The sequence below is a fragment of the Pseudomonas karstica genome, assembly GCF_009707515.1.
Taxonomy (GTDB): Bacteria; Pseudomonadota; Gammaproteobacteria; order Pseudomonadales; family Pseudomonadaceae; genus Aquipseudomonas; species Aquipseudomonas karstica.
Genome location: NZ_WLYI01000030.1, coordinates 12,915 through 39,216 on the forward strand (window position 1 = coordinate 12,915; position 26,302 = coordinate 39,216).

The following is a 26,302-nucleotide window of genomic DNA, read 5'->3' on the forward strand; positions in this document are numbered from 1 at the left end:
TCGAGAACCTCCAACCGAAAAACCGCGATGATAGCTCAGCGCGGCGTCGGGGTCCGGATTTCACCTTTGGCCAAGCGTGAAGCGCTGTTACCGAGTGGGTCTTCGGCATTGAGGTCTGCGCCCTTGACCTTCAGTTCATCCAGCAGCTCGAGCCGCTTGAACAAACCGGCGTACATGGCTGCCGTCTGCCCAGCGCCATTGCGCTGGTCCGGGTTGCAGTCGGTGGCCAGCAACCGCTGGGCGATGTTCAGCTCGCCTTTGAAAATGGCGCCCATCAGTGCGCTGTTGCCGCGGTTGTCCTGCACACAGGCATCGGCTCCGGCTGCCAGCAAGCGCTCCACGAATGGTGCCTGGCCGTGATAAGCCGCCAGGATCAATGCGGTGTAGCCCTTTTCGTCCTGGGTGTTAAGCGAATAGCCTGCATCGATAAAGGTGTTGAGCATTTCCACGTCACCTCGACGGGCCGCGTCGAAATAGTAGTCTCGCAGTTGCGCCTTGAGCGTTTGCGGCTCTGGCGTCTCGGCGTGGGCGGCAAAGGCCAGCCACGCTATTAGTAAACCGATGCAGATACGCATGGGAGGACTCCCTGCCAAGTGTCGACGCCCAGCGGGGTTGCCGAGCGTCGACAGGACCAAAAGGATCAGTCAGCCAGTTTCTCGGCCAGTGCTTTCACACGCGCCAGGTCACCCTTGGCGACCTTGGCCACGCCGGTGCCGTACTCTGGATCAGCCTTATAGAGGAACGACAGGATGATGTGCTTGCTCTCGTCATCGGTGGTGGCCAGGGAGCCGCCGAAGTTTTCGATCAAATCCTGACGCTCTTTTTTGCTGTATGAACGGTACAGCTCACCCGCCTGCTGGAAGTTCTGCTCACGCTGGATCTTCGCCTGCTGGGTGCTGCCCGACAGGGCCATCTGGCTGTAACGGGCGCTTTGCGGCTCTTCCCGTGGCAGCAGGCGGCTTGGCTGGTAGTTCACGCCGCTGGTGGTTTTGCCGAAGTTCATCGCGCCGTCCTGGTTACCGTTGTTGACGGTCACCCGAGGGGCGTTGATTGGCAGTTGCAGGGCGTTGGCACCGAGACGGTACATCTGCGTATCGGCGTAGGAGAACACGCGCCCTTGCAACAGGCGGTCTTCCGACGGCTCGATACCCGGTACCAGGTTGGCCGGGGCCATTGCTACCTGTTCGGTTTCCTGGAAGACGTTGGCCGGGTTGCGGTTCAGTACCATCTGCCCGACTTTGCGCTCAGGGACATTCGGCCAGATCTTGGTGGCGTCCAATGGGTCGAAATCAAACGTGGCAAGGTCTTGCGGCTTGAGGACTTGCACATACAAGTCCCACTTGGGGAAGTCACCCTTGTTGATATGCGTGACCAGATCATTAGTCATATGACTGTAGTCACGGCCCTGGACCTCAGTGACTTGCTTAGGCTCCAGGTTCTTGATGCCTTGCAGGCTCTTCCAGTGGAACTTGACGTAGTGCACTTCACCTTTGGCGTTAATCAACTTGTAGGCGTGAACGCCATTGCCGTCCATTTCCCGGTAACTGGCCGGGGTGCCGGCGTCCGAATACAACTCGGTCAGGGTGCGGGTGGACTCAGGAACATGGGAGAAGAAATCAAAACGACGGGAGTCATCGTCCAGATTAGTCCGCGGGTCAGGCTTGAAGGCATGCACCATATCCGGAAACTTGATGGCGTCACGAATAAAGAACGTCGGGAAATTATTGCCTACCAGGTCCCAGTTACCGTCGGCGGTATAGAACTTGGTAGCGAAACCACGAGGGTCGCGCAATGTTTCAGGAGAATGATTGCCGTGAACGACCGCAGAGAAACGCACAAATACGGGGGTAGCCTCGCCGGCAGCAAATACCTTGGCTTTGGTCAGGTCACTCAGGTTATCGGTGACGGTGAATGTGCCATGGGCTCCGGTACCACGGGCATGTACGACACGCTCTGGAATGCGCTCCCGGTCAAAGCGCTGCAGTTTCTGGATCAGTTGCACGTCTTGCAGCAATACCGGGCCCGTGGCGCCGGCGGTTTGCGAGTTCTGATTGTCGCCAACCGCCGCGCCATTATCGCGGGTCAGGTTGGCGGCTTGTACCGACAGTGAAAGCGCGCTGGCGGTTACCAGGAGCAGTACATGTCGTGCAGCAATAGGCCTGCGGCTAATAGGGGCTTTCATCGAGGTGTCCTCTAGTTTTTTTAATGCACATTCAGTTGTGCTTGCTAGAGGCTAGTGACCCGGGAGTCAGAAGATAAATAGAAAACCCATACCGTCCCCATTAAGAAAATAGTGTGGAAACCCCATGAAATAGCGGGTATACCGCGCAGGAATGATGGCACTCTGCAAACTATTTGCGATTTAATGTGTCGATAACATCGAACAATGTTAACAGCTGTGTCGCGCAAGCCTGACAAGACTGACTTACACTGTTCCTACCTCATCTCAACTGTAACAAGGAATAACCTATGGGCGTACTCAGTGAGTTCAAGGCCTTTGCGGTCAAAGGCAATGTGGTCGACATGGCCGTTGGTATTATCATCGGTGCCGCCTTCGGCAAAATTGTTTCTTCTTTTGTAGGGGATGTGGTGATGCCCCCGATCGGTCTGTTGATCGGCGGGGTGGATTTTGGTGACTTGGCAGTGACCCTCAAGGCCGCCCAGGGCGACGTCCCGGCAGTCGTTCTTGCTTACGGCAAGTTTATCCAAAGCCTCATCGACTTTGTGATCGTCGCGTTTGCGATCTTCATGGGGGTCAAGGCCATCAACCGCCTCAAGCGTGAAGAGGCCGTGGCACCTAGCCTGCCGCCTGTTCCAACCAAGGAAGAAGAGTTGCTGGGAGAGATCCGCGACCTGCTCAAGGCCCAGAACAACCAACCTTAGCAAACAGTTGAGCAAAAACCAGGCGCCTCCCTTGAGGCGCCTTTTTATTACCAGTAGTTTTCCACCGCTACCTGTCCCGGCCGCCGGGTCAGGCTCAACTGCATGTTCCGTTGTTTAAGCACCTGGCGGGTGTCATCGATCATCTGCGGGTTGCCGCAGATCATCACCCGGGAATGTTCGGGTGTAAGCGCTACACCTGCGGCCTTTTCCAACTCACCATTGTCGATCAGGGTGGTGATTCGCGCATTGAGCGCTCCTGGATACTGTTCTCGGGTGACGATGGGAATGTAGGTGAGTTTATGGGCATATTCGGCCAGGTGCTCACGCTCACCCAACTCATGGATGAGCGACTGATAAGCCAGCTCACTGGCTTCACGCGCACTGTAGACCAAGATAATCCGCTCGAATTTTTCCCAGACTTCGAAGTCCTGCAGGATCGACAAAAAGGGCGCAACCCCAGTGCCAGTGCCCAGCATCCACAGGTCCCGGCCATCGACAAACCGGTCCAGGGTCAGAAAGCCGGTGGCCTGACGCTCCACCAGCAAGGTGTCACCCTCGCGCAAGCGGCTCAGTTCACTGGTGAACTCCCCGCCCGGCACGACAATAGAGAAAAAATCCAGATACTCATCAAAAGGTGAAGACACCACCGAGTAGGCACGCCACACGGTGCTGCCATCAGCCTTGACCACACCCAGGCGCACAAACTGACCAGCTCGGAAGCGAAAGCCCGGGTCGCGGGTGGTACGCAAGGTGAACAGGCTGGGAGTAAGGGATTGCACGTCGAGCAAAGTCTGGCGTGTGTATTTTTCAGCACTGGCCGTCATGAGGGGCTCCGTTTCACAGGTGCCCCTAGTGTCCCTCAAAGCAGTGCCTGGAAACACCGATGGTTTGTAGTGACATCACCCAGGTTGTTTGCCTCGCCGAACCCAGATAAGCGATGAAAGCCTGACCGTTTTAGGGCAACTAAAAACACCGAATGTAATCTAGCCGAAAAAAAAGTAACATTTACCGCCAGTCCTGAGTGATGACGCCCGCGTCAAGGCCCCTTCGGCGCAGTTCACTCAGATGGTTGCGCAAGTTGCCCCACGGCCAAACCGGCGCAACATCCGTCGATTACCCAGAGTCTCCCCCGCCATGCCCCTGCTCGACAGCCCCTTCGCCCAACTCGATCTGATCCGCCAGCCAGAGCAGCAAAATGAACCGCTGCAGGCCTTTGATGCGGCCGATGAGTACTTGCTCAACTACTTGGCCGAGCAACAGCCAAGCGTCGCAACCCGCGTGCTGGTGCTCAATGACAGTTTTGGCGCTTTGGCGGCCAGCCTTGAGGGGAAGGTGCACGTCACCTCCAGCGGCGACTCGTTCCTGGGGGCCTTGGCGCTGGAGAAAAACCTGGTGCGCAATGGCAAGGCGTTCGACGCGGTGCCAACCGTGCCAGCCAGCCAGGCATTGGCCGGGCTTTTTGACCGTGTGCTGATCCGCGTACCCAAAACCCTGGCGTTGCTGGAAGAGCAACTGATTCGCCTGCAAGACCAGTTGGCACCAGGTGCCCAAGTGATCGCCGGGGCCATGGTCAAGCACCTGCCGCACGCGGCCGGTGAATTGCTGGAACGCTACATAGGGCCGATGCATGCCTCCCTGGCCGTGAAAAAGGCTCGCCTGCTGATCGCCAGCGTGGCTGATCGGCCTCGGGCGACCTCCCCCTACCCCACCCGTTATCGCCTGGACTCGCCAGCCATCGAATTGCTGAACCATGCCAATGTGTTTTGCCGCGAAGGCCTGGACATCGGCACCCGGGCTTTCCTGCCGCACCTGCCACAAAACCTGGGGAGTGCGCAGGTTGCGGACCTGGGCTGCGGCAATGGCGTACTGGCGATTGCCAGCGCACTGCAAAATCCCGACGCGCATTACACCTTGGTGGATGAGTCGTTCATGGCCGTGCAGTCAGCAGCCGAGAACTGGCAGGCAGCGCTGGGCGAGCGGGAGGTGGTGATTCGACCCGGCGATGGCCTGGCCGATCAGGCACCGCAATCTCTGGACGTGGTGCTGTGCAATCCACCGTTCCACCAACAACAGGTAGTGGGGGATTTCCTCGCCTGGCGCATGTTCCAACAAGCCCGGGAAGCATTGGTGGTGGGCGGTGCGTTGTATATCGTCGGCAACCGTCACCTGGGTTATCACAGCAAGTTGACGCGCTTGTTCCGCGGCGTCGAGCAGGTTGCCGCCACGCCGAAGTTCGTGATTCTCAAAGCGCGAAAATAAACTGAAAAAAACCCTCCGCAAGGAGGGTTCCGAAGCCGTGCCGCAAGGCTCCGCAATGGGCTATCAGTGGGTGGTCAGGCCTGCGGCATTCATGAACATGCGCATCAGGCTGGCCACCACGAACAGGGCCACGACGCTGCCAGTCCAGATCATCGCCAGCCAGCCCAGGCGCTGCCAGAGCGGCTTTTTCTCGGCCTGTTCGATGTCATGTAACGAAGGTTTGCCGGACATGGATCAATCCTCCTAGTGATAACCGTCTTCATGGGTCACCTTGCCGCGGAACACGTAGTAGCTCCAGAAGGTGTAGCCCAGGATGAACGGGATAATGAATAACGTCCCCACCAGCATGAAACCCTGGCTTTGCGGTGGTGCGGCAGCGTCCCAGATCGAGATCGATGGTGGCACGATGTTCGGCCACAGGCTGATCCCCAGGCCGCTGTAGCCGAGAAATATCAGCACCAGCGTCAGCAGGAATGGCGTGTAGTGGGCATTGCGGGCCACGGCGCGCAACAAGCCGTACAAGGTCACCAGCACCAGGATCGGCACCGGCAGGAACCAGAACAGGTTCGGCAGTGTGAACCAGCGCGAGGCAATTTCCGGGTGAGACAGCGGCGTCCAGATACTCACAATGCCGATCACCGCCAGCACCACTAACGCCAGGGGCCGGGCCAGATTATGCATCTGCTCCTGCAACTTGCCCTCGGTCTTCATGATCAGCCAGGTACAGCCGAGCAGCGCATACGCCACGATCAGCGCCACGCCGCAGAACAGGGTAAATGGCGTGAACCAGTCCAGGGAGCCACCGGCAAACTGACGGTCAACCACTGGAAAACCGTCAATGAACGCTCCCAGCGCCACACCCTGGAAGAACGTCGCCGCCAGTGAACCGCCGATGAAGGCCTTGTCCCAAAGGTGACGTTTGTCGTCCTTGGCCTTGAAGCGGAACTCAAAGGCCACGCCGCGGAAGATCAGCCCGATCAGCATCAGGATCAGCGGCAGGTACAGCGCCGAGAGCACCACCGAGTAAGCCAACGGGAAGGCCCCGAACAACGCCGCGCCCCCCAGTACCAGCCAGGTTTCGTTGCCGTCCCAGACGGGAGCGACGGTGTTCATCATCACGTCACGGTCAGTCTTGCCCGGGATAAAGGGGAAGAGAATGCCAATCCCCAGGTCAAAGCCATCCATGACCACATACATCATGATGCCGAAGATGATGATCACGGCCCAGATCAGCGGAAGATCAATACCCATGACTCAGTTCCCCTTCTTCAGGCTGTCGCCGTGATCGGCGTCGGTGCTGTCATCGGCAGCCGACAATGGGCGGGCCGGCGTACGTTGTTGCCCGGGGCCACCGTGGGTCGGCTCAATGCTTTCGTGAGTGACAGGGCCTTTGCGCACTAGGCGCATCATGTAGCCAAGGCCTGCACCGAACAGCGTGAAATACACCACCACAAACAGCGCCAGGGTGATGCTCATCTGCGCAAAGCTATGCCCGGAAGAGGCATCCGCCGTGCGCATCAGGCCGTAGACCACCCACGGCTGACGGCCTATTTCGGTGGTGAACCAGCCGGCGAGAATCGCGATCAGGCCCGAAGGGCCCATCCACAGCACCAGGTACAGGAACGGCCGTGAGCTGTAAATTTTGCCGCCCTTGCGCAGCCAGAGGCTGAACAGGCCAGTGAAAATCATCAGCAAACCCAGCCCCACCATGATCCGGAACGACCAGAATACAATGGTCGAGTTGGGGCGATCCTCAGGCGGGAACTCCTTGAGGGCCGGCACCTGTTTATCCAGGGAATGGGTCAGGATCAGGCTGCCCAGATAGGGAATTTCCACCGCGAACCGGGTTTTTTCAGCTTTCATGTCCGGCCAGCCGAACAGGATCAACGGCGTTGGCTCGTTGCCGATATTTTCCCAATGCCCTTCAATTGCCGCGATTTTCGCCGGCTGGTGCTTCAAGGTATTGAGGCCATGAAAATCACCAATGACCGCCTGAATGGGCGCGACGATCAGCGCCATCCACATCGCCATTGACAGCATGGTGCGAATCGCCGGGTTGTCCTTGCCGCGCAACAAGTGCCAGGCCGCCGAGGAACCGACGAAAAACGCAGTGGCAACGAAGGCTGCAGTCGCCATGTGCATCAGGCGATAGGGGAACGAGGGGTTGAAGATCACCGCCAGCCAATCCACCGGGATCACTCGGCCATCAATGATTTCAAAGCCTTGGGGCGTTTGCATCCAACTGTTGGAGGCGAGGATCCAGAAGGTCGAGATCAACGTGCCGACGGCCACCATCACCGTAGAGAAAAAGTGCAGCTTGCGCCCCACCTTATTCCACCCAAACAGCATCACTCCGAGGAACCCGGCTTCGAGGAAGAATGCCGTGAGCACTTCATAGGTCAGCAGCGGGCCAGTGACGGCGCCGGCAAAGTCCGAGAAACGACTCCAGTTAGTGCCGAACTGATAGGCCATGACCAACCCGGACACCACCCCCATGCCGAAGTTGACGGCAAATATCTTCGACCAGAAATGGTAGAGATCACGGTAGGTGTCGTTGTGGGTCTTCAGCCACAGGCCTTCCAGTACCGCAAGGTAACTGGCCAGGCCGATGGTGATGGCCGGGAACAGGATGTGGAATGAGATGGTGAACGCGAACTGAATTCGGGCGAGATCTAGCGCCTCCAAACCGAACATAAGTCTTCCTCTGTCAGGTAATACCGAATGCTGGCGGCAAGTCCAGCACCCACTGGCCCCACGGATATGGAGTGTGGCGAATCCAAATTCGTTTCTTTTTTTAACCAGCCACGCAGGGAGTCTGGCCTTGTGGCCGCCAAACCAATCCCTGGGCAGGTTTTGATCTGGATCAAGCGTTGTTGAAAGAGTAGTCCCATTTTCGATACAGGACTGTGTGGTCTATTGACGCGTGACAGGTTGCCTCACTGTGGCAGACCGGTTGAGGGCTTGCTCCCCACCGGCCTACCGGTGATTCAGATTGACATCCTCACCCCAGCAACTATTAGTTACAATTTGGTGATAACCTCGCTTCTCCCACGGCCCAGATCTGTCTTTGCGATGCCCAACGATCCCGCGCTACTGTTACGCCATCACCGTCCATTCGTCGCGTTCTGGCTGGCCCGGATCTTTACCGCCAGCGGCTTCCAGATGCTCACCGTGGCCGTCGGCTGGAACCTCTACCAACTGACCGGCAACGTGTTGGACCTGGGATTGGTGGGGTTGGTGGAGTTCGTGCCCCGGGTGTTGTTCATGCTGCACACCGGCCATGTGGCGGATCGTTATGAACGACGCAAAGTCGCGGCCATCTGCCAGACCGTACAGGCGCTGATTGCCCTGTCCCTGGCCATCGGCGGCCTGACCGGTAACGTCACCCGCGAGATGATTTTTATCCTGGCCTTCCTGCTGGGCGCGGCGCGCTCTTTTGAAATGCCCACCACTCAGGCGCTGCTGCCGAGCATCGTGCCGACTGCGCTGTTTCCCCGTGCGGTGGCGTCGTCGCAGTCAGCGCAGCAATTGGCGACCATCGTTGCTCCGGCGTTGGGCGGTTTGCTCTACGCTTTTGGCAGCGTCTGGGTCTATGGGCCGACAGTGGTGCTGTACCTGATCGCCTGCGTACTGACTCTGAACCTGCCTGCCCGGCAGACACCGCTGAGCAAGGCCAAGGCAACCATGGATTCGTTGCTGGCGGGGATTCGCTTTATCCGCAGCCGGCAGGACATTCTCGGAGCGATTTCCCTGGACCTGTTTGCGGTGTTGCTGGGCGGCGCCACGGCGCTGCTGCCGGTGTTTGCCAAGGATATTCTGCTGACCGGGCCGTGGGGGCTCGGGCTGTTGCGGTCGGCGCCGGCGGTGGGGGCATTGCTGATGTCGTTGTGGCTGGCGCGATTTGCCGTGGAGCGCAAGGTCGGACGCATCATGTTCACCGCTGTCGGTGTATTCGGCGTAGCAACTATCGCCTTCGGCCTGTCCACCTCGTTCTGGTTTTCCCTGGCGGTGCTGGTGGTGCTGGGCGCGGCGGACATGATCAGCATGGTGATCCGCGCCTCCTTCGTGCAGTTGGAAACGCCGGATGAAATGCGCGGTCGGGTCAGTGCGGTCAACGGTCTGTTTATCGGTGCGTCCAACCAATTGGGCGAATTCGAGTCCGGGATAACCGCCCACTGGTTCGGCACTGTTCCCGCCGTGGTCATGGGCGGGATCGGTACGCTACTGGTGACCGGGGTCTGGATCAAACTGTTCCCGACCCTGGCCAACCGTGACCGTATGCATGTGCCGGTGGAAGAGAAAAGCACCTAAGTACTGTGTCTGTTCATTTACTTCGTATCAGCTAAAGACGGAACGAATTCTTACGCCGAGATCACACAAACGTTACGGCATCGCTAGAAACTTCCCGCGATACCGGAACCTTTCGACCTACTCTCGGCTGATGATGAACATGAACACTGCTAGCGTATCCATCCGGACAACGAACACCCATCAATTGCAGGCTTCATCCTGGGATACCCCTGACGACAGCTACACCCTGAAGACCATCAAGGTTCGGTTCACGGAGAGCGTAGTAAAAGAGTTGAATGAGGGGCGCATGAGCCCTGAAGTCAATAAGATGGTCGATGCTGTGATGTGGCCGGGTAAAACCCCCCCCCTCACGTACAAGTCAAAACCTTTGCCGTAGATGGTATTCAAGCCAAGGACATCATTTTCATAGAACGCGTACCGTCTGTGCCTGAAGGCCCCAATATCGTGCTTTTTATTCCGGAAAAAGAAGGGAGCTCATTTCAATCCTTCAAAACCGTCGAAGAAATGAATACGTGGTTAAAAACACAGGCCAACGACCCCAAGCAACTGGAGACATTCAGCCAACACTTCGCAGAGGGAGGGTCTCCTGCAAGAACGGCGCGCGTCATCGATACGATGACGCGGTTCAAAGACAAAGATATCAACGCCATCGTCCGGCCCTATGCCAATGAAGGGAACGATATTTTCGGGCGACTGGATAAAGACACATCCGCACCGCCGGCGTCGGTTAACGGTTTGGCGAATCTTAACGAAGAACGCATTACCCCTGAGGGGCGCGTGCTTTATTCAGGTCTGCGATCTGACGGAGAAAAAGTACTCTATGAATATGACGCCTATGGAAATTTCCTAGGCGAAGATAAAAAGGGAAACTTTTACTTTGTGAAAAACGGCTTGGATAATTACAAGCCGCTTGTACCGATGACGGCCAGTGAGTTCAAAAGCAAGGTTCAGAACGAGGCTGCCGACAATGTAGGTGCGAACGATATCAGGGGGCTTTACGAGGAGTTTCTCACTCACCTTGAACATCCCTTTTCCGGTATCGGGGACGCCTTGCAGGTTTTCGGCGTGAATAAAAATACGGCCGACACCGTTGAACGGTACTTTGACAATCCGTTTAGTGCACTGCTGCTCGATCTCAACAAAGACAATCAGATAGGCAAAATATTTGGCGTCGAGAAGCAGACCATGGATGCAGATCTAAAAAAAGTTGGAGACTATGCCCAAGGGTTTGTCCCCTATTACGGTCAGGCGAGGTCGATGGCATCGTTGGTTGCCAAGGGTCTGAGGAACGAGCCTCTTTCGGATCAAGAAAAACGCGACCTTGCTGATGGCCTCGCCTTGAAACCTAATAGTCCGGTAAGGAAAAACTTGCCCACCTCCAAAATCTCAAGCAAGCCTTACGAAGCCCCCATCAATAATAAGCCCGCGCCTGAAGCCAAACCGGCAGGACAGAGCCAGGTGACAGGCGAGGAACCCACACCGAACTCCCTCCCGTCAGATCCAGCGGCCCCCACGGAGCCTGCTGAACCTGAGGTAAATCGCCTACGCCCGTCACAATCCCACGATATCAGCAACTACGCCGTCACGGAGGGTGAACAACTGATCTCAGGCGCTACGCGAAACGCCAAAGGCATTTATCAAACCAAGGGGTCCAACGGCGAAGACCGATGGTTTATTCGGCTGACCGATGACAACAATGTCAGCCGGGTGCATGAGATCGATGGCAAGTTTAAACTGCGTGACGGTTATGCACAGATTATTGACCCTTACACTAAAAAGCCTGTCATGACAGTACATTCTACCGGTGACGGGGCATGGGAACCAATCAATGGGCCTGGCGGTATATGGCCATGGAAATCGGGAAACTCCAGAACTCCAGAGTTTGACCCCGGCGCTTATGATTATCCTGCAGAAGGGAAAGCTTCGTCGTCGAAGGCGACCGATAAAATCGATAAACAGTTGAGGCAGGATGCTAATAAATATCATAAAAAAGCCATGACGAAGGCTAGGCCCGAGCTTCCGAAAATGCCAAGCAATGCTTCGCCAAAAGAGGCCATCAATAACGTATACAAAACATCATCCGGCATGATCGTTGGCGAAGACCACTCACAGTCTTCTGGATTGCGAGTTCTTATTGATAATGTGCAAGAGCTCAAGAGCAATAATGTGACCACGTTGTATTCGGAAGGGTTCGAACATTCACTTCAGCCCGATCTGGATCATTTTTTCGAGACGGGTGAGTTTACAAAACCGTTAAGGGAGAATTTAAAACTAATTGACCGCGCCCATAGAGAACATGGGCCTTATACGAATAGAAACCTTCTTGAAACGATGCGAAAGAATGGTATTCGAGTTAAAGCAATTGATGTGCCCTCTGTGGAGCCAAAAACCACACGCCTTAAAAACATGAACTATTATGCGGCCAATATGATCGAGAGAGATCAGGCCATGAACCCCCAGGCAAAATGGGTAGCACGCGTCGGCAGCGACCATGTGTTTTCATATGACGGTGAACCGCCTGTCCGAGGCATTTCTGAGCTGACAGGCGCAACAGGGGTTTCCGTTGACGAAGCGCCTGCAAACAAAGGAACTTCTGTCACTCAATCTCCAGACAAAACAGAACTATTTATTGACATGAAAAGACAGTGAGTCGGGCTTAGTAGAAAAAGCCTATAGCCCCACCGACTTTTTGTCCGACCGCCACTGGGAAGTCAAAAAGCCGGTGGCTTGAAGGTTTGCGTTAGAGCACCTTGTCCAGGGTGATGGGAAATTCCCGCACCCGCTTGCCGGTGGCGTGATAAATCGCATTCGCCACCGCCGCCGCCACCCCGACAATGCCGATTTCACCCACGCCCTTGGACCCCAAGGCATTGACGATTTCGTCGTATTCTTCGACAAAAACCACGTCAATCTCGCCGATATCCGCGTTCACTGGAATATGGTACTCCGCCAGACTGTGGTTCATGTAGCGCCCCAACTGATGGTCGACCTGGGTCTCTTCATGCAACGCCATGCCGATGCCCCACACCACCGCGCCGAGGATTTGGCTGCGGGCCATCTTCGGATTGACCACCCGCCCGGCGGCAATCGCGCTGACCACCCGGCTCACCCTGATCGTGCCCAAGTCTTCATCCACCCGCACCTCGACGAACACCGCCGAATGGGTGGCGGTGGCATAACCCTCGCGCTTCTTGTCGGGTTCGCTGTCGACCTGCACTTGCAACGCGTCTTCACCGCTGTCTTTAACCAACTGCGCCAGCGACACGCGCTGGTCGCCCACATGCAGTTGGCCATTGTCGAAACGTGCCGTCTCGGCATCCTTGAAAGCCGGGTAAGTCTGCCGAGCGATTTTCAGCAACTTGGCATTCAAAGCCTCGCACGCTTGTTGCACGGCAGTGCCGACGGAGGACACGGTAAACGAGCCCCCCTGCAACGGCGCAGTGGGCAGTGAGGAATCCCCCAGCAAGAAACTGATATCGGCCATGGCAACGCCACTGACCTGCGCCGCAATTTGGGTCATCACGGTATAAGTACCCGTGCCGATATCGGTGGTGGCGCTGCTGACGGTCAGTTTGCCATCGACGTCGATCCGTGCCCTGGCGCTGGCCTTCATCTGCAAGGCCTCCCACACGCCGCCGGCCATGCCCCAACCGATCAACTGGCGCCCCTCACGCATACTGCGCGGTTCCGGGTTGCGCTGGCTCCAACCGAAACGCTCGGCACCTTCGCTGTAACACTCGCGCAAGGCCTTGCTTGACCAAGGTTTGTCTTCGTTCTGATTGCGTTCGGCGTAGTTGATCAGCCGCAGTTGCACCGGGTCGATGCCCAGGGCACAGGCCAGTTCGTCCATGGCGCACTCCAGGCCGATCAGCCCAAGGGCCGCGCCGGGCGCGCGCATGTCCAACGGTGTGAACACATCCAGCGGTACAAGCTTGTAAGTCAGTTGCACGTTGTCGCAGTGATAGAGCATGCCGCTCCACTCCACCACGTGTTCACTGAAGTCCTCGAAACGCGAGGTCTGGCCGACAGCGGTATGGCCCAGCGCAAGCACGCGGCCATTGGCGGAGGCGCCTATTTGCAGGCGTTGCAAGGTGCGCGGACGGTAGCCGAAAGTGAACATCTGTTGGCGCGTCAGGGTGACACGAACTGAACGTTTGAGCGCCAGGGAGGCCATCACTGCCAGCGGCAGTTGGTACTGCGGACGCAAGCCTGAACCGAAGGCACCGCCGACAAATGCGGCAAAAATCCGCACCTGGCTTTTATCCAGGCCGAAGACTTTTTGCACGTAGGCCTGGCAGTTCTGCGGGCCTTGGGTCTTGTCGTGGATATGCAGCGTGCCGTCCGGCTGGTACAGCACGGTACTGGCATGGGGCTCCATGGGATTGTGGTGTTCGATGGGTGTGCTGTAGTGCAGGTCAAGGCGGGTGGCGGCGCCGGCCCATTCGGCCTGGAAGTTGCCGCGAGGCGCGGGCGGCGTTTGCGGCGACGGGTGCGCTTGGTCCTGCAAGGCCAGTAGATCGGTCTCGGCGGGCTCGGCTGCGTATTCGATGACAACCAGGGAGCCGGCGTGGCGCGCCAATTCCAGGTTGTCGGCAATCACCAGGGCCAACGGCTGACCGCTGTAGAGAACGCGGTCGTTATACAGCGGGCGAAACGGTGAACCGTCCGCTGCATCGGCGTCGGCATAACTTTCATCGTAGCTGGCCAGTTTCGGGCGATTGAGGTGGTCAAGCACCATCACCACACCCGGCAACGCCAAGGCTTTGGAAGCATCAATGCGGATGACTCGGCCCTTGGCTATATCGCTCGACACCACGCTGGCGTGCAGCAGGCCATCTTCGGCGAACTCACCGGCATAACGTGCTTGCCCGGTCACCTTGAGCAGACCGTCGACCCGGTCCAACGGTTTGCCGATCGCACTCATGACGTGGCTCCTGCGACAGCGGCATCGCTCAAGGCGCGAATGATCGCGCGGCGTGCCAGCTTGATCTTGAAAGCATTGTGCTCCAAAGGCTCGGCGTCTTGCAGCATGGCCTCGGCGGCGACGCTGAACGTTTCGCGGCTGACTGCCTGGCCGATCAGCCGGGCCTCCACCGCGCGGTCGCGCCAGGGTTTGTGGGCGACACCACCCAGGGCTAGGCGGGCGTCGACTATCACCTCGCCCTCCAACTCCAGCGCCGCGGCAACAGACACCAGGGCGAACGCGTAAGACGCCCGGTCGCGGATTTTCAGGTAGTGGCTGTGGCCAGCAAGGTGGTCTGCAGGAAGCTCGATGGCGGTGATCAGTTCGTCGTCGGCCAACTGGTTATCCCGCTGGGGCGTATCCTGCGGCAGTCGGTGAAAGTCGGCGAACTCGATGACGCGCGCAGCGCCACGGCCTTGCACATGCACCCGGGCATCCAGGGCGGCCAGGGCCACGCACATGTCCGAGGGATGGGTCGCGACGCACTGCTCGCTGGCACCAAGAATCGCGTGAATACGGTTCAACCCAGCCCGCGCCGGGCAACCGCTGCCAGGCTCGCGCTTGTTGCAGGGCACGGCGGCGTCATAGAAGTAGTAACAACGGGTGCGCTGCAACAGGTTGCCGCCAGTGCTGGCCATGTTGCGTAATTGCGGCGAGGCGCCCGCGAGGATGGCCTGGGACAGCAGCGGGTAGCGTTGCTCGATCAGCGGGTGCCAGGCCAGGTCGGCGTTACTCACCAGGGCACCGATCATCAGGCCGCCTTCGGTGGTTTCTTCGACCTCGCGCAGCGGCAAGCCGGTGATATCGATCAGGTGTTCGGGGTGGCTGATGTTCTCTTTCATCAGGTCCAGCAAATTGGTGCCGCCGGCGATAAAGCGCGACGCCGGGCTGGCCAGGTGCACCGCCTCCTGTACGTCGGCAGGCTTGCTGTAATGGAAGGGATTCATTGCTCACCTCCCGGCTCACGGCACGCCGGCAAGGCTTCTTCGATGGCATCGCGGATGTTGTTGTACGCGCCGCAACGGCACAGGTTGCCGCTCATCGACTCCTGGATCTGCGCAGTGTCGTGGGCGCGGCCTTCACGGGCCAGGCCCACCGCCGAACAGATCTGCCCAGGCGTGCAGTAGCCACACTGAAAGGCATCGTGCTTGATAAAGGCCTGTTGCATCGGGTGCAGGCTCTCGCCCGAGGCCAGGCCTTCGATGGTGATCAACTCGGCAGCGTCGCACATCACCGCCAGCGTCAGGCAGGCATTCACCCGTTTACCGTTGAGCAGCACGGTGCAGGCGCCGCACTGGCCGTGGTCGCAGCCCTTCTTGCTGCCGGTCAGGTCCAACTGCTCGCGCAGCAGGTCCAGCAGGGTGGTCCAGGGCAATACATCCAGCTGGATTGCTCGACGATTGAGGATCAGGCGTATCGGATGGCTGACGAACGGCTTGGTCGCTGCGCTTACGGGGGTCGCGCTCATAAACACCTCACGGATTGGTGTGCAATCGCGGCGTTCAGGGAAGTCGCCGTCTTAGCGGTACGACTTCGCAGGGTTATGAGCGTTCAAGGCAATTGATAGGTGGCGATCAGCGAATGCTGAGGGTGGTGACCAGGGTGTTGCGGGGTGAGTTGATCGAGGTGTTGCTGTACTGGAATGTGCCTCCAGCCTCGATATTCAACGCAAACACATGGATGTAGCCCATCAGTGTGCCTGCATTGCTGCAAGCCTGGCTGACGGAGCCCACTTGGCAGATGGCGGTGCTGCTGCCCGAAACCGGTGCGCCATCGAAGAACCCCTGGGAGCTGTTACCCAGGCCAACTTCCATCACATACACCTTGGTCGTCCCACGATGAGTGCACATTTGGGTGCGGCTCGCCCGTTCAGGGATGGTTTCCGTACAACCGGGCGACTCGACCTTGAACACCCGCACCTCGCTCAACGCCGGTGCAGGCGCGCCCCACGCCGGTGCCGCACCCAGCCACAGGCCGACACAACCGAACAGAGCTAGACTCCAGGCGCTGGCTTTTTTCATGCTGTCGATGACCCTGTAGTAAACGTCGGCGCAGTATGCCTCAAGGCCATGATCAAGCCTATGCGCCACTGGCCCTCGGCTGCTGGTATGATGCGCCGCTTTTTCCGATCCTCTCTGGAACCACAGGCGCTTGGCGCAGTTTGTGCTTTGACTTAGAGGTCAACAAATAACGACGCAAAATAGCGTCACAGGGAGCAGAAATGCTGGAAAAGCTGTTTCAACTCAAAGCACACAACACCAACGTGCGCACCGAGATTCTCGCTGGCATCACGACCTTCCTGGCCATGGCCTACATCCTGTTCGTCAACCCGAGCATCCTCGGCGAGACCGGCATGGACAAGGGCGCGCTGTTTGTCGCCACCTGCCTGGCGGCAGCCATCGGTTCTGCCGTGATGGGCCTGATCGCCAACTACCCGATTGCCCTGGCACCGGGCATGGGCCTGAACGCCTTCTTTACCTACACCGTGGTCCTGCATATGGGCCACACCTGGCAAGTGGCGCTGGGCGCGGTATTCATCTCGGCGGTGCTGTTCTTCCTGTTGTCGATCTTTCGCATCCGCGAATGGATCATCAACAGCATCCCGCTGCCCCTGCGCTCGGCAATTGCCGCCGGTATCGGCTTGTTCCTCGCGCTGATCGCCCTGCACAACGCCGGGATCGTGGTGAGCAACCCGGCCACCATGGTTGGCCTGGGTGACCTGAAACAACCGGCACCGGTTCTTGCCACCCTCGGTTTCGCGCTGATCGTCGCGCTGGAAGCCCTGAAAGTGCGCGGTGCGGTGCTGATCGGCATTCTGAGCGTGACCGTCGCCTCCATCGCCCTGGGCTTCACCCCGTTCGGCGGCATTACCTCGATGCCGCCGTCCCTGGCCCCGACCTTTCTGCAACTGGACATCATGGGCGCCCTGGATATCGGGCTGGTAAGCGTGATCCTGGCCTTCCTGTTCGTTGACCTGTTCGACAACTCCGGCACCCTGATCGGCGTCGCCAAGCGCGCCGGCCTGATGGGCAAGGATGGCCACATGCCGAAAATGGGCCGGGCGCTGATCGCCGACAGCACCGCCGCCATGGCCGGCTCGCTGCTGGGCACCTCGACCACCACCAGTTACATCGAATCGGCCGCAGGCGTCAGTGCCGGTGGCCGTACCGGCTTGACCGCCATCGTGGTGGCGGTCCTGTTCCTGCTGGCCCTGTTCTTCTCGCCACTGGCCGCCAGCGTACCGGCCTTCGCCACCGCACCGGCATTGCTGTTCGTGGCGGTGCTGATGACTTCGGGGCTGGCAGAAATCGATTGGGACGACATCACCGTCGCCGCGCCGGTGGTAATCACCGCCCTGGCGATGCCATTCACTTACTCCATCGCCAACGGCATTGCCTTCGGTTTCATCGCCTGGACCGCCATCAAGCTGCTCTCGGGCCGCTACCGTGAGCTGAACCCGGCGCTGGTGATTCTGTCGATTCTGTTTGTGATCAAGCTGGGCTGGTTCAACGCATGACTTTTGACGCCGCACACTACACCGTTCAACTGGATGAAAAGGTCACGCGCTTGCGTGACCTGCTGGCACCTTTTGACGCGCCCGAACCGCAAGTATTCGACTCGCCCCTGCAGAACTTCCGCCTGCGGGCCGAGTTCCGCCTGTGGCGCGAAGAAGGCCAGCGCCATTACGCTATGTTCTCCCAGGACGACAAACGCACGCCGATTCTCATCGAAGAATTCCCCATCGCAAGCAAGCGCATCAACCAGTTGATGCCGCAACTCAAGGCCGCCTGGCAAGCCAGCGCAGCCCTCAGCCACAAGCTGTTCCAGGTGGAGTTCCTGACCACCCTGGCAGGCGATGCGATGATCACCCTGTGTTATCACCGCCCGCTGGACGAGCACTGGCACGCAGCGGCAAGCAAGCTGGCCACCGACCTGAACGTCAGTGTCATCGGCCGCTCCAAGGGCAAGCGCGATGTGATCGGCCACGATTACGTGGTGGAAAAACTCGATGTCGGTGGCCGCACCTTCAGTTATCGCCAGCCGGAAGGCGCATTCACCCAGCCCAACGGCACGGTGAACCAGAAGATGCTCAACTGGGCATATGACGCGCTGGGCGATCGCCCCGATGACTTGCTGGAGCTGTATTGCGGCAACGGCAACTTCACCCTGCCCCTGGCGACCCGCGTGCGCAAAGTGCTGGCCACCGAGATCAGTAAAACCTCGGTCAATGCCGCCTTGAGCAACCTCGAAGAAAATGCGCTGAATAATGTCACCCTGGTGCGTTTGTCCGCCGAAGAGCTGACCGAAGCCCTCAACGAAGTACGCCCATTCCGCCGCCTGCACGGCGTCGACCTCAAGAGCTACGAGTTCGGCAGCGTGTTCGTCGACCCGCCTCGCGCCGGCATGGACCCGGACACCTGCGAGTTGACCCGACGCTTCGACAACATCCTGTACATCTCCTGCAACCCGCAGACGTTGGCGGCGAACATCGCGCAACTGCATGACAGCCACCGCATTGTACGCTGCGCCTTGTTTGACCAATTCCCGTGGACCCACCACATGGAATCGGGTGTGTTGTTGACCCGCCGGTAAACGCTCTGGCATAAACGCAAAAAGGCCGTCCAAGAGACGGCCTTTTTGCGTTTAGCGTTCGATGATCGCCCGGTTTTGTTCCCGTCAATTGACCAAAGTAACTATTCAGTACATTTTATCTCCACAGGTTGATCACCCCGTCAGCCCATGCCAAAAACAATTGTGGAACCTCTGATGCCTCCCATCGTACTGATACTCAACGGCCCCAACCTGAACCTGCTCGGCACCCGCGAGCCCGCCACTTACGGCCATGAAACCCTGGCCGACATCGCCGCCCTGTGTGGCCGCAGCGCGCAGCAGCTGGGTTTGAACGTGGAGTTTCGCCAGACCAACCATGAAGGCGAACTGCTGGACTGGATCCACGGCGCCCGCGCCCGTTGTGCCGGGATAGTGATTAACCCGGCGGCCTGGACCCACACCTCAGTGGCGATCCGCGATGCACTGGTGGCCAGTGAAGTACCGGTCATCGAGGTGCATCTGTCCAACGTGCACGCCCGGGAAACGTTTCGTCATCACTCCTTCGTGTCACCGATTGCCAAGGCTGTGCTAGCGGGTTTCGGCAGCCATGGCTATCACTTGGCCCTGGAACATTTCAGCCAGGCGCTGAAAGGATGAGCTGCATGCCCCAACGCCGAATTCTGGCCGGCCTGATCGGCGCCGGTATCCAGGCTTCGCGCACGCCTGCACTGCATGAGCGCGAAGGTGATGCCCACGGCTTGCGCTACCTGTATAGCCTGATCGATCTGGACCCGTTGCATCTGGACAGCAGCGCCCTGCCCGACCTGCTGACAGCGGCCGAGCAACTGAACTTCACAGGTTTGAACATCACCTATCCGTGCAAGCAGGTAATCCTGGCGCTGCTCGACGAACTGTCGCCCGAGGCGCGCGGAATCGGCGCGGTCAACACCGTGGTGTTCCGGGACGGCAAACGCATTGGCCACAACACCGACTGCCTGGGGTTCGCCGAAGGGTTTCGCCGAGGCTTGAGTGATGCCGCACGTCAGCGTGTGGTGCAGATGGGCGCCGGTGGTGCTGGAGCCGCGGTGGCTCATGCGTTGCTCGGTGAAGGGGTCGAGCATCTGAGCATTTTCGATGTGGACGAAGACCGCGCCCGCAGCCTGGCCGACAACCTCAACCAGCATTTCGGCGCCGGCCGCGCCCAGTCGGGCAACGACTTGCATCGCGCCATGACCAAGGCCGACGGCTTGGTCAACACCACGCCCATGGGCATGCTGAAATTACCTGGCATGCCAGTGCCACTGGCGACGTTGCGGCCCGGGTTATGGGTGGCGGAGATTGTCTATTTCCCGCTGGAAACCGAACTGCTGCGCAACGCCCGGGCGTTGGGTTGCCGCACGCTGGATGGCGGCAACATGGCGGTGTTCCAGGCCGTGAAGGCGTTTGAACTGTTCAGCGGGGAGACAGCGAATTCAGGGCGGATGCTCGAGCATTTCCAAAGCATGAATACCTGATCGACTGATCGTTCCCACGCAGAGTGGGAACAATCAGTCAGCTCTGCAGGTAGCGCAACACCGACTCGCAAATCATCGCCCGATGCCGTTGCTTGATCGCCTCGTCCGACAATTCAATCTGAAAGATTTCACTGAAGGTGTGGCGGTTGGACACCCGGTAAAAGCTGAACGAGTTGATCAGCAGGTGCACATCCAGCGGTTCCAGGCCCTCGCGAAACACTCCCAACTCCACCCCCCGGCGCAAGGTCGCACCCAACGCCTCAAGGATATTGCTGTTCATCGCCTTGATCGCATCGGATTGCTTCACGTACTCGGCGTTGTGGATATTTTCGATACTGACGATTCGCACAAAATCCACATTCTGATCGTGATGATCAAAGGTGAACTCCACCAGCCGCCGGATGGCTTCCCGTGGTTCCAGGGCCGTCAGGTTCATCCGCGCTTCGGTGTTGCGAATATCACCGTAGAGCTTCTCCAGCACCTCGACGTACAACTGTTCCTTGCTGCCGAAGTAGTAATAGATCATGCGTTTGGAGGTGTGGATGCGCTCGGCGATAGCGTCCACCCGGGCGCCGGAAAGGCCTTGCTGAACAAACTCGACAATGGCTTCCTGAAGAATGTTCTCGCGGGTCTTTTCCGGGTTGTTCTTGCGCCCCTTACGCGGCGCCGATGACGCTGCGGGGAGTTCGGAAGTCGAGTTCATGGTGCGCTCACGGCCATTTATGCAGGCGGTGATTATGGGCTGCCGCGCGCGACGAAGGAAGCACCAAGGCCTTACAACTTGGCCTGGCGTACTGCGCCACTGCGGGACTTGGCCATGGCCGCCAAGCGCACCGCCACGTTGGCCGCACCGTAGCCGGCATAGCCATTCTTGCGCTGGATGATTTCGAAGAAAAACCGCCCTTCGAACGGCTCGGTGTACACGTGAAACAACTCGCCGCCCTGGGCGTCACGGTCGTAGAGCACGTTGTAATAGGCCAGTTCGCTGAGGAACTCATCATCGAAATCAAAACGTGCCGCCAGGTCATCGTAGTAGTTGAGCGGAATATCCAACAGCGGCACACCGGCCTCCTTGGCCCGACTGACTTCGGCGAAAATATCCGCACAATCGAAGGCAATGTGATGCACGCCCGAGCCGCGATAACTGGACAGGGCGTGAGAAATCGCGGTGTTGCGGTTCTCGGAAATATTCAGCGGCAGGCGAATCGAACTGCAGCGGCTGCGCAGTGCCCGGCTTTTCACCAGGCCGTAGGGATCGGGCAGCACTACTTCGTCGTCGGCCTCGAAATCCAGCAGGCTTTTGTAGAACAGCACCCAGCTGTCGAGGCTGTCAGCCGGCAGGGCCATGGCCATGTGATCGATACGCAGCAAGCCGCCGCCGGTCAGTGCCGGGGTTTGCAGGTTGAAATCGGTGTCGTAGATCCCGCCTTCATGCTGGTCTACCAGGTAAATCAGGCTGCCATCGGGGGCACGCACCGCCGCCAGTTCCAGTTCGTTGGGCCCCACCAGGCCGCGATAGGGCTGGCCCTTGAAGGCCACTGCCCGCTCCAGGGCCTTGGTGCTGTCCTTGACCCGAATCGCCGTGGCGCACAACGACGGCCCGTGGGCTTCGAAAAAACTGTGGGCAAAGGAATAGGGTTCGCAGTTGAGGATCAGATTGATATCGCCCTGGCGCAACAGGCTGACGCTCTTGGAGCGATGTTCACCGACCTTGACGAAGCCCAGGCGCTGCAACCATTGCGTGAGCTTGGCGCCAAGGTTTTCATCCACCGCAAACTCCAGGAATTCGATGCCGTCGTACTCACTGGCGGCCGGTGTTTCAAACAAGGTCTGGGGTTGAGCGACCGGCACGGCCTCCTGCGCCAGGCGTTGGCGGGTCTTCTCCTCCAGGTACAGCAGCGAGCGCAACCCATCGGCCGCGTTGGCCCGGGTAGGCGCGGCGCGAAAGCCGTCGTTGAAGACCTCCAGGGACAAGGGCCCGGTGTAGCCACTCTTGATGATGGGCGCGAGAAAGCCCGGCAGGTCGAACTCACCCTGGCCGGGGAAGCAACGAAAATGCCGGCTCCACTCCAGCACATCCATGGCCAGGATTGGTGCGTCAGCCATTTGCACGAAGAAAATCTTGTCCCCCGGGATCTCGGCGATGGCAGTGGGATCGCCCTTGAGGGACAAGGTATGGAAGCTATCCAGCAACACCCCAAGGCTTGGGTGATCGACCTGGCGCACCAGGTTCCATACCTGTTGCCAGGTATTCACGTGCCGGCCCCAGGCCAGGGCTTCGTAACCGATGCGCAAGCCACGGCGGCCGGCGCGCTCGGCCAGCAGGCTCAAGTCATCCAGCAGAATCCGCTCATCGCCCAGGGAATCGGTCGAAGCATTACTGCACACCAGCACCAGGTCGGCGCCCAACTCCTGCATCAAATCAAACTTGCGTTCAGCCCGCTCCAGATTGCGCGCCAGACGCTCGCGGCGGCAGCCTTCAAAATCACGAAAAGGCTGGAAGAGGGTTATGGCAATACCAAGGTCAGCGCACATCTGCCTGACTTCCCGAGGGCTGCCGTCGTAATACAGCAAGTCATTCTCGAAAATCTCCACGCCGTCAAACCCGGCAGCGGCAATGGCTTGGAGCTTCTCTGGCAGAGTACCGCTCAAGGAAACAGTGGCGATGGAACGTTGCATGGGTAACTCCCGGCAATATAGGCAGGTCTTGCTTGCGGCAAATTATTGGCCTCACGCTTCTTTGCAGCAATTTAAAATGTACTATCCGGTTAGTTTTATGGGCGATTATCGAACACAATGGCCATTGGCGAATTGACGATTTTTTAGTCGCTGCGCACCATCGCTTACACCTTGAGTCGTGCCTTCATTGAACAGGCTCAAGGGACCAAGACCCAGAACACACCATAAAAATTTCAAAAAACGGGTACCTCATCATGCCTTTGCAAAACTCCGCCGTGGCCGCGCGCCCTGGCATTCCCCATGGCGGCATCGGCGACAAGATTCGCGGTGCCCTGGCCGTCGGCAAGACCCGCTGGGGCATGCTGGCCCTGGTATTTTTCGCCACTACCTTGAACTACATCGACCGCGCAGCCCTCGGGGTGATGCAACCGATCCTGGCCAAGGAAATGAGTTGGACGTCGATGGATTACGCCAACATCAACTTCTGGTTCCAGGTCGGCTACGCCATCGGTTTTGTGCTGCAAGGACGGTTGATCGACCGTGTCGGCGTCAAGCGCGTGTTCTTCTGTGCGGTGCTGTTGTGGAGCATCGCTACCGGCGCCCACGGCCTGGCCACCTCGGCGGTGGGCTTTATGGTTTGTCGCTTCATCCTCGGGCTGACCGAAGCCGCCAATTACCCGGCCTGTGTCAAAACCACCCGCCTGTGGTTCCCCGCCGGCGAACGGGCAGTGGCCACCGGGATCTTCAATGCTGGCACCAACGTCGGTGCCATGCTCACGCCCATGTTGTTGCCGCTGATCCTTCACGTGTGGGGCTGGCAGGCGGCGTTCCTGTGCATGGCGGCGCTGGGGGCGATCTGGCTGATCTTCTGGGGTTTGAAATACTACGACCCGCAAGAGCATCCGAGCGTTAAGCAATCAGAGCTGGACTACGTGCAACAGCAGGTGGAGCCGGAGCAACCCCGCGTACCCTTCAGCCGTATCCTGCGCATGCGCGGCACTTGGGCGTTCGCCCTCGCCTACTCGATGACCGCGCCGGTGTTCTGGTTCTACCTGTATTGGCTGCCGCCGTTTCTCAACCAACAATACAACCTGGGAATCAACGTGACCCAGATGGGCATCCCGCTGATCATCATTTACCTGACGGCAGATTTCGGCAGCATTGGCGGCGGGATCCTGTCTTCGTTCCTCATCGGGCGCGGGATGAATCCGATCAAGGCGCGGCTTGTGTCGATGCTGCTGTTTGCCTGCTGCATCATCGGTGTGATCCTGGCCGCCGGTTCCAGCCAGCTGTGGGTCGCGGTGTTTGCCATCTCCCTGGCCATCGGCGCGCATCAGGCCTGGACCGCTAATATCTGGAGCCTGGTGATGGACTACACGCCCAAGCACATGATGAGCACAGTGTTTGGTTTTGGCGGCATGTGCGCAGCCATCGGCGGGATGTTCATGACGCAGATCGTCGGGCATATCCTGACGGTGACGAATAACAACTACGCGGTGCTGTTCACCCTGATTCCGGCGATGTACTTCATTGCCCTGATCTGGATGTACTTCATGGCCCCGCGCAAGATTCCTAGCGTCGACGCCTGATTCGCCTCAACTGCGCCGCTGCTGCCAGGCAGCGGCCAGGCCGCTCAGGCAGATTACCCCGATCCCGATCACCGTGGTCAGGTTCGGGCTATCGGCAAACACCAGCCAGCCCAACAGCCCTGCAAACACGATCTGGCAATAGCCAAAGGGCGCCAGCAAGGCCGGGGCAGCGAAGCGGAACGCCTTGGTCAGCAACAAGTGCGCCGTCATCCCGCAGGTTCCCAGCGCCAGCATCAACACCCCATGCCCCAAGCTCGGCACATGCCAGAAGAACGGCACCAGCGCACTCATCGCCAGGGTGTTGCACAGGCCGGCGAAGAAATTGCTGGTGGTGGGGCTGTCGTACTGGCTGAGGATGCGGGTCAGCAGTTGGTAAAAACAGAAAAGCAGCGCTGAGCACAATGGCAATAACACCGCCGGGGTGAACAACTCACCGCCCGGGTGAACAATGATCAATACCCCGACAAAGCCACAAATCACCGCCAGCCATTGACCACGCGTCACGTGTTCGCCCAGTAACGGTACCGATAATGCCGTCACCAGAATCGGCGCCAGGAAGTTCACCGCCGTGGCTTCTGCCAACGGAATGAACTGCAGGGCCGTGGTAAAAAACAGGCTGGTGCCCAGCAGGCACAAGGCCCGTACTACCTGCAGGCCTGGCCGTTTACTGCGTAACACCCGCAGCCCCGACTGCGGCAGGAAGATCCCGGCCATCAGCAGGGTATGCACCACGTAGCGGGCCCACACCACCATCACGATCGGATAGAACCCGGCCAGGTATTTGGACAAGGCGTCGTGGCTGGAGAACAGAAACGTCGCCACCACAATCAGCAAAATGCCTTTGAGGGGATGATTGACGCCCGATAGTGGTGTGCTAAGAGCCATTGTGTTCTCTTGAATGGCAGGCTGAAATGAGCGCCGCAAACGGGGCACAATCTAGAGCCGTGCATACATCTACCTAAAGAGCATAACCAAACACTGCTCGAACGGCGCACTAAATTGTGGGAATCGAGTCGAACACTCCACGCAGCCCCACCATTTCGCACGTTTTAACCAAGGCCTTTCGCTCATGAAAAAAACATTGTTCATTCTTTCAACCCTTGCCCTGCTCAGCGCCTGCAACAAAGAAGCCCAGGACAGTAAGGTCACCCAGAAAACACCGCCAGCTTCCGTTCAAGCCACTCTGGTTCCCGAAACCCTGCCCACCGACCAATGGGTTGGCAAGTGGATTGGCGTCGAAGGCCTGAACCTGACCATCAGCAAGGACGCCACCATCGGGCGCGGCCACTACGTGCTGAGCATGCAATACGGCCTCGACGCCGACGCCACCGGGACCTTCAAAGGCGTGGCCAGCGAAGACGGCATCAGCTTTACCCGCCCGGACGGCCCGCAAGTTCTGCGTGCCGGCGACGGTGAAGCCACGGGCCTGAAATGGCTGGCCGATAAAAAGGACTGCCTGGTGGTCAATACTGGCGAAGGTTATTGCCGTCCGTAACCTCTCTAGGCTTAGATAGCGTCCAGACAGCCGGACTGGCGCCAACCCGACTCACCAA

Annotated in this window: 23 protein-coding genes; 10 read left to right on the forward strand and 13 right to left on the reverse strand. The window is 58.7% G+C overall.

The genetic code is table 11. From position 1 onward, the window contains the following. Positions 1 to 35 precede the first annotated feature (35 nt). Both GIR22_RS20075 and katB read right to left on the reverse strand, forming a co-directional pair. Positions 36 to 575, reverse strand: coding sequence for an ankyrin repeat domain-containing protein (locus GIR22_RS20075; protein ID WP_154745012.1), 540 nt, complete (start codon positions 573 to 575; stop codon positions 36 to 38). Between the two features lie 65 nt (positions 576 to 640). Continuing rightward, positions 641 to 2,182 (reverse strand): catalase KatB, encoded by a 1,542-nt coding sequence (gene katB / locus GIR22_RS20080; RefSeq protein ID WP_154745013.1) that lies wholly within the window; start codon positions 2,180 to 2,182, stop codon positions 641 to 643. 287 nt (positions 2,183 to 2,469) lie between these two features. Between katB and mscL the strand changes: the two genes are divergently transcribed. Continuing rightward, positions 2,470 to 2,883, forward strand: coding sequence for a large-conductance mechanosensitive channel protein MscL (mscL, locus tag GIR22_RS20085; protein ID WP_154745014.1), 414 nt, complete (start codon positions 2,470 to 2,472; stop codon positions 2,881 to 2,883). Between the two features lie 47 nt (positions 2,884 to 2,930). Here the strand turns inward: mscL and GIR22_RS20090 are convergent, their stop codons facing one another. Further along, complete coding sequence (locus tag GIR22_RS20090; RefSeq protein ID WP_154745015.1) at positions 2,931 to 3,707, reverse strand: ferredoxin--NADP reductase; 777 nt, start codon at positions 3,705 to 3,707, stop codon at positions 2,931 to 2,933. Positions 3,708 to 4,017: 310 nt separating this feature from the next. On the opposite strand from GIR22_RS20090, the gene GIR22_RS20095 reads away from it, so the two are divergent. Then, positions 4,018 to 5,142 carry a methyltransferase gene (locus tag GIR22_RS20095; protein ID WP_154745016.1) on the forward strand — a complete coding sequence of 375 codons (1,125 nt, stop codon included), beginning with the start codon at positions 4,018 to 4,020 and terminating at the stop codon, positions 5,140 to 5,142. Between the two features lie 63 nt (positions 5,143 to 5,205). On the opposite strand, the gene GIR22_RS20100 is transcribed toward GIR22_RS20095, so the two are convergent. The 3 genes from GIR22_RS20100 to GIR22_RS20110 are packed head-to-tail and all read right to left on the reverse strand — an operon-like array spanning position 5,206 to position 7,836. Next, positions 5,206 to 5,373, reverse strand: a complete 168-nt coding sequence (locus GIR22_RS20100) for a DUF2474 domain-containing protein (protein WP_010174906.1) — start codon at positions 5,371 to 5,373, stop codon at positions 5,206 to 5,208. A 12-nt stretch (positions 5,374 to 5,385) separates the two neighbouring features. Continuing rightward, entirely contained in the window at positions 5,386 to 6,393 is a 1,008-nt protein-coding gene (cydB, locus tag GIR22_RS20105) for a cytochrome d ubiquinol oxidase subunit II (protein WP_154745017.1), read from the reverse strand. A 3-nt stretch (positions 6,394 to 6,396) separates the two neighbouring features. Continuing rightward, positions 6,397 to 7,836: a cytochrome ubiquinol oxidase subunit I gene (locus GIR22_RS20110; RefSeq protein WP_154745018.1), complete on the reverse strand. Its 1,440-nt coding sequence runs from the start codon at positions 7,834 to 7,836 to the stop codon at positions 6,397 to 6,399. A gap of 378 nt (positions 7,837 to 8,214) precedes the next feature. On the opposite strand from GIR22_RS20110, the gene GIR22_RS20115 reads away from it, so the two are divergent. Both GIR22_RS20115 and GIR22_RS20120 read left to right on the forward strand, forming a co-directional pair. Beyond that, entirely contained in the window at positions 8,215 to 9,453 is a 1,239-nt protein-coding gene (locus tag GIR22_RS20115; RefSeq protein WP_154745019.1) for an MFS transporter, read from the forward strand. Positions 9,454 to 9,852: 399 nt separating this feature from the next. Beyond that, positions 9,853 to 12,102, forward strand: a complete 2,250-nt coding sequence (locus GIR22_RS20120) for a membrane-targeted effector domain-containing toxin (protein ID WP_343039657.1) — start codon at positions 9,853 to 9,855, stop codon at positions 12,100 to 12,102. Positions 12,103 to 12,193: 91 nt separating this feature from the next. On the opposite strand, the gene GIR22_RS20125 is transcribed toward GIR22_RS20120, so the two are convergent. From GIR22_RS20125 to GIR22_RS20140, 4 genes are all read right to left on the reverse strand, one after another. Further along, entirely contained in the window at positions 12,194 to 14,377 is a 2,184-nt protein-coding gene (locus tag GIR22_RS20125; protein WP_154745020.1) for a xanthine dehydrogenase family protein molybdopterin-binding subunit, read from the reverse strand. Beyond that, positions 14,374 to 15,363, reverse strand: a complete 990-nt coding sequence (locus tag GIR22_RS20130; RefSeq protein ID WP_154745021.1) for an FAD binding domain-containing protein — start codon at positions 15,361 to 15,363, stop codon at positions 14,374 to 14,376. Before GIR22_RS20130 ends, GIR22_RS20125 begins: the two co-directional genes overlap by 4 nt. Next, the gene (locus GIR22_RS20135; RefSeq protein WP_154745022.1) at positions 15,360 to 15,884 is read right to left on the reverse strand and encodes a (2Fe-2S)-binding protein; all 525 of its coding nucleotides are present in this window, start codon (positions 15,882 to 15,884) and stop codon (positions 15,360 to 15,362) included. Before GIR22_RS20135 ends, GIR22_RS20130 begins: the two co-directional genes overlap by 4 nt. Before the next feature lie 106 nt (positions 15,885 to 15,990). Continuing rightward, complete coding sequence (locus GIR22_RS20140; protein ID WP_154745023.1) at positions 15,991 to 16,437, reverse strand: DUF4879 domain-containing protein; 447 nt, start codon at positions 16,435 to 16,437, stop codon at positions 15,991 to 15,993. 200 nt (positions 16,438 to 16,637) lie between these two features. Here GIR22_RS20140 and GIR22_RS20145 point away from each other — a divergent pair, with 200 nt between their 5' ends. The 4 genes from GIR22_RS20145 to GIR22_RS20160 all read left to right on the forward strand — a co-directional run bounded on the left by GIR22_RS20145 (position 16,638) and on the right by GIR22_RS20160 (position 20,481). Beyond that, positions 16,638 to 17,933 carry an NCS2 family permease gene (locus GIR22_RS20145; protein WP_154745024.1) on the forward strand — a complete coding sequence of 432 codons (1,296 nt, stop codon included), beginning with the start codon at positions 16,638 to 16,640 and terminating at the stop codon, positions 17,931 to 17,933. Continuing rightward, positions 17,930 to 19,009 (forward strand): tRNA (uridine(54)-C5)-methyltransferase TrmA, encoded by a 1,080-nt coding sequence (gene trmA, locus GIR22_RS20150; RefSeq protein WP_154745025.1) that lies wholly within the window; start codon positions 17,930 to 17,932, stop codon positions 19,007 to 19,009. The genes GIR22_RS20145 and trmA overlap by 4 nt, the downstream gene beginning before the upstream one ends. Before the next feature lie 174 nt (positions 19,010 to 19,183). Next, entirely contained in the window at positions 19,184 to 19,624 is a 441-nt protein-coding gene (aroQ, locus tag GIR22_RS20155; RefSeq protein WP_154745026.1) for a type II 3-dehydroquinate dehydratase, read from the forward strand. 5 nt (positions 19,625 to 19,629) lie between these two features. Then, positions 19,630 to 20,481, forward strand: a complete 852-nt coding sequence (locus GIR22_RS20160) for a shikimate dehydrogenase (protein ID WP_154745027.1) — start codon at positions 19,630 to 19,632, stop codon at positions 20,479 to 20,481. Between the two features lie 37 nt (positions 20,482 to 20,518). Here GIR22_RS20160 and GIR22_RS20165 read toward each other — a convergent pair whose 3' ends face one another. Beyond that, on the reverse strand, positions 20,519 to 21,184 hold the full coding sequence (locus tag GIR22_RS20165; RefSeq protein ID WP_154745028.1) for a TetR/AcrR family transcriptional regulator: 666 nt from the start codon (positions 21,182 to 21,184) through the stop codon (positions 20,519 to 20,521). 71 nt (positions 21,185 to 21,255) lie between these two features. Further along, positions 21,256 to 23,160 (reverse strand): 3-dehydroshikimate dehydratase QuiC, encoded by a 1,905-nt coding sequence (gene quiC / locus GIR22_RS20170; protein ID WP_154745029.1) that lies wholly within the window; start codon positions 23,158 to 23,160, stop codon positions 21,256 to 21,258. A 254-nt stretch (positions 23,161 to 23,414) separates the two neighbouring features. On the opposite strand from quiC, the gene GIR22_RS20175 reads away from it, so the two are divergent. Then, positions 23,415 to 24,749: an MFS transporter gene (locus GIR22_RS20175; RefSeq protein ID WP_154745030.1), complete on the forward strand. Its 1,335-nt coding sequence runs from the start codon at positions 23,415 to 23,417 to the stop codon at positions 24,747 to 24,749. Positions 24,750 to 24,755: 6 nt separating this feature from the next. Here the strand turns inward: GIR22_RS20175 and GIR22_RS20180 are convergent, their stop codons facing one another. Then, positions 24,756 to 25,634, reverse strand: coding sequence for a DMT family transporter (locus GIR22_RS20180; protein WP_154745031.1), 879 nt, complete (start codon positions 25,632 to 25,634; stop codon positions 24,756 to 24,758). Between the two features lie 184 nt (positions 25,635 to 25,818). Between GIR22_RS20180 and GIR22_RS20185 the strand changes: the two genes are divergently transcribed. Beyond that, positions 25,819 to 26,244, forward strand: a complete 426-nt coding sequence (locus GIR22_RS20185) for a membrane lipoprotein lipid attachment site-containing protein (RefSeq protein ID WP_154745032.1) — start codon at positions 25,819 to 25,821, stop codon at positions 26,242 to 26,244. Positions 26,245 to 26,302: the final 58 nt, after the last annotated feature.

Coding starts and splice junctions, on each gene's coding strand:
- GIR22_RS20075 (WP_154745012.1), bottom strand. CDS start 575: ATGCGTATCTGCATCGGTTTACTAATAGCGTGGCTGGCCTTTGCCGCC.
- katB (WP_154745013.1), bottom strand. CDS start 2,182: ATGAAAGCCCCTATTAGCCGCAGGCCTATTGCTGCACGACATGTACTG.
- mscL (WP_154745014.1), top strand. CDS start 2,470: ATGGGCGTACTCAGTGAGTTCAAGGCCTTTGCGGTCAAAGGCAATGTG.
- GIR22_RS20090 (WP_154745015.1), bottom strand. CDS start 3,707: ATGACGGCCAGTGCTGAAAAATACACACGCCAGACTTTGCTCGACGTG.
- GIR22_RS20095 (WP_154745016.1), top strand. CDS start 4,018: ATGCCCCTGCTCGACAGCCCCTTCGCCCAACTCGATCTGATCCGCCAG.
- GIR22_RS20100 (WP_010174906.1), bottom strand. CDS start 5,373: ATGTCCGGCAAACCTTCGTTACATGACATCGAACAGGCCGAGAAAAAG.
- cydB (WP_154745017.1), bottom strand. CDS start 6,393: ATGGGTATTGATCTTCCGCTGATCTGGGCCGTGATCATCATCTTCGGC.
- GIR22_RS20110 (WP_154745018.1), bottom strand. CDS start 7,836: ATGTTCGGTTTGGAGGCGCTAGATCTCGCCCGAATTCAGTTCGCGTTC.
- GIR22_RS20115 (WP_154745019.1), top strand. CDS start 8,215: ATGCCCAACGATCCCGCGCTACTGTTACGCCATCACCGTCCATTCGTC.
- GIR22_RS20125 (WP_154745020.1), bottom strand. CDS start 14,377: ATGAGTGCGATCGGCAAACCGTTGGACCGGGTCGACGGTCTGCTCAAG.
- GIR22_RS20130 (WP_154745021.1), bottom strand. CDS start 15,363: ATGAATCCCTTCCATTACAGCAAGCCTGCCGACGTACAGGAGGCGGTG.
- GIR22_RS20135 (WP_154745022.1), bottom strand. CDS start 15,884: ATGAGCGCGACCCCCGTAAGCGCAGCGACCAAGCCGTTCGTCAGCCAT.
- GIR22_RS20140 (WP_154745023.1), bottom strand. CDS start 16,437: ATGAAAAAAGCCAGCGCCTGGAGTCTAGCTCTGTTCGGTTGTGTCGGC.
- GIR22_RS20145 (WP_154745024.1), top strand. CDS start 16,638: ATGCTGGAAAAGCTGTTTCAACTCAAAGCACACAACACCAACGTGCGC.
- trmA (WP_154745025.1), top strand. CDS start 17,930: ATGACTTTTGACGCCGCACACTACACCGTTCAACTGGATGAAAAGGTC.
- aroQ (WP_154745026.1), top strand. CDS start 19,184: ATGCCTCCCATCGTACTGATACTCAACGGCCCCAACCTGAACCTGCTC.
- GIR22_RS20160 (WP_154745027.1), top strand. CDS start 19,630: ATGCCCCAACGCCGAATTCTGGCCGGCCTGATCGGCGCCGGTATCCAG.
- GIR22_RS20165 (WP_154745028.1), bottom strand. CDS start 21,184: ATGAACTCGACTTCCGAACTCCCCGCAGCGTCATCGGCGCCGCGTAAG.
- quiC (WP_154745029.1), bottom strand. CDS start 23,160: ATGCAACGTTCCATCGCCACTGTTTCCTTGAGCGGTACTCTGCCAGAG.
- GIR22_RS20175 (WP_154745030.1), top strand. CDS start 23,415: ATGCCTTTGCAAAACTCCGCCGTGGCCGCGCGCCCTGGCATTCCCCAT.
- GIR22_RS20180 (WP_154745031.1), bottom strand. CDS start 25,634: ATGGCTCTTAGCACACCACTATCGGGCGTCAATCATCCCCTCAAAGGC.
- GIR22_RS20185 (WP_154745032.1), top strand. CDS start 25,819: ATGAAAAAAACATTGTTCATTCTTTCAACCCTTGCCCTGCTCAGCGCC.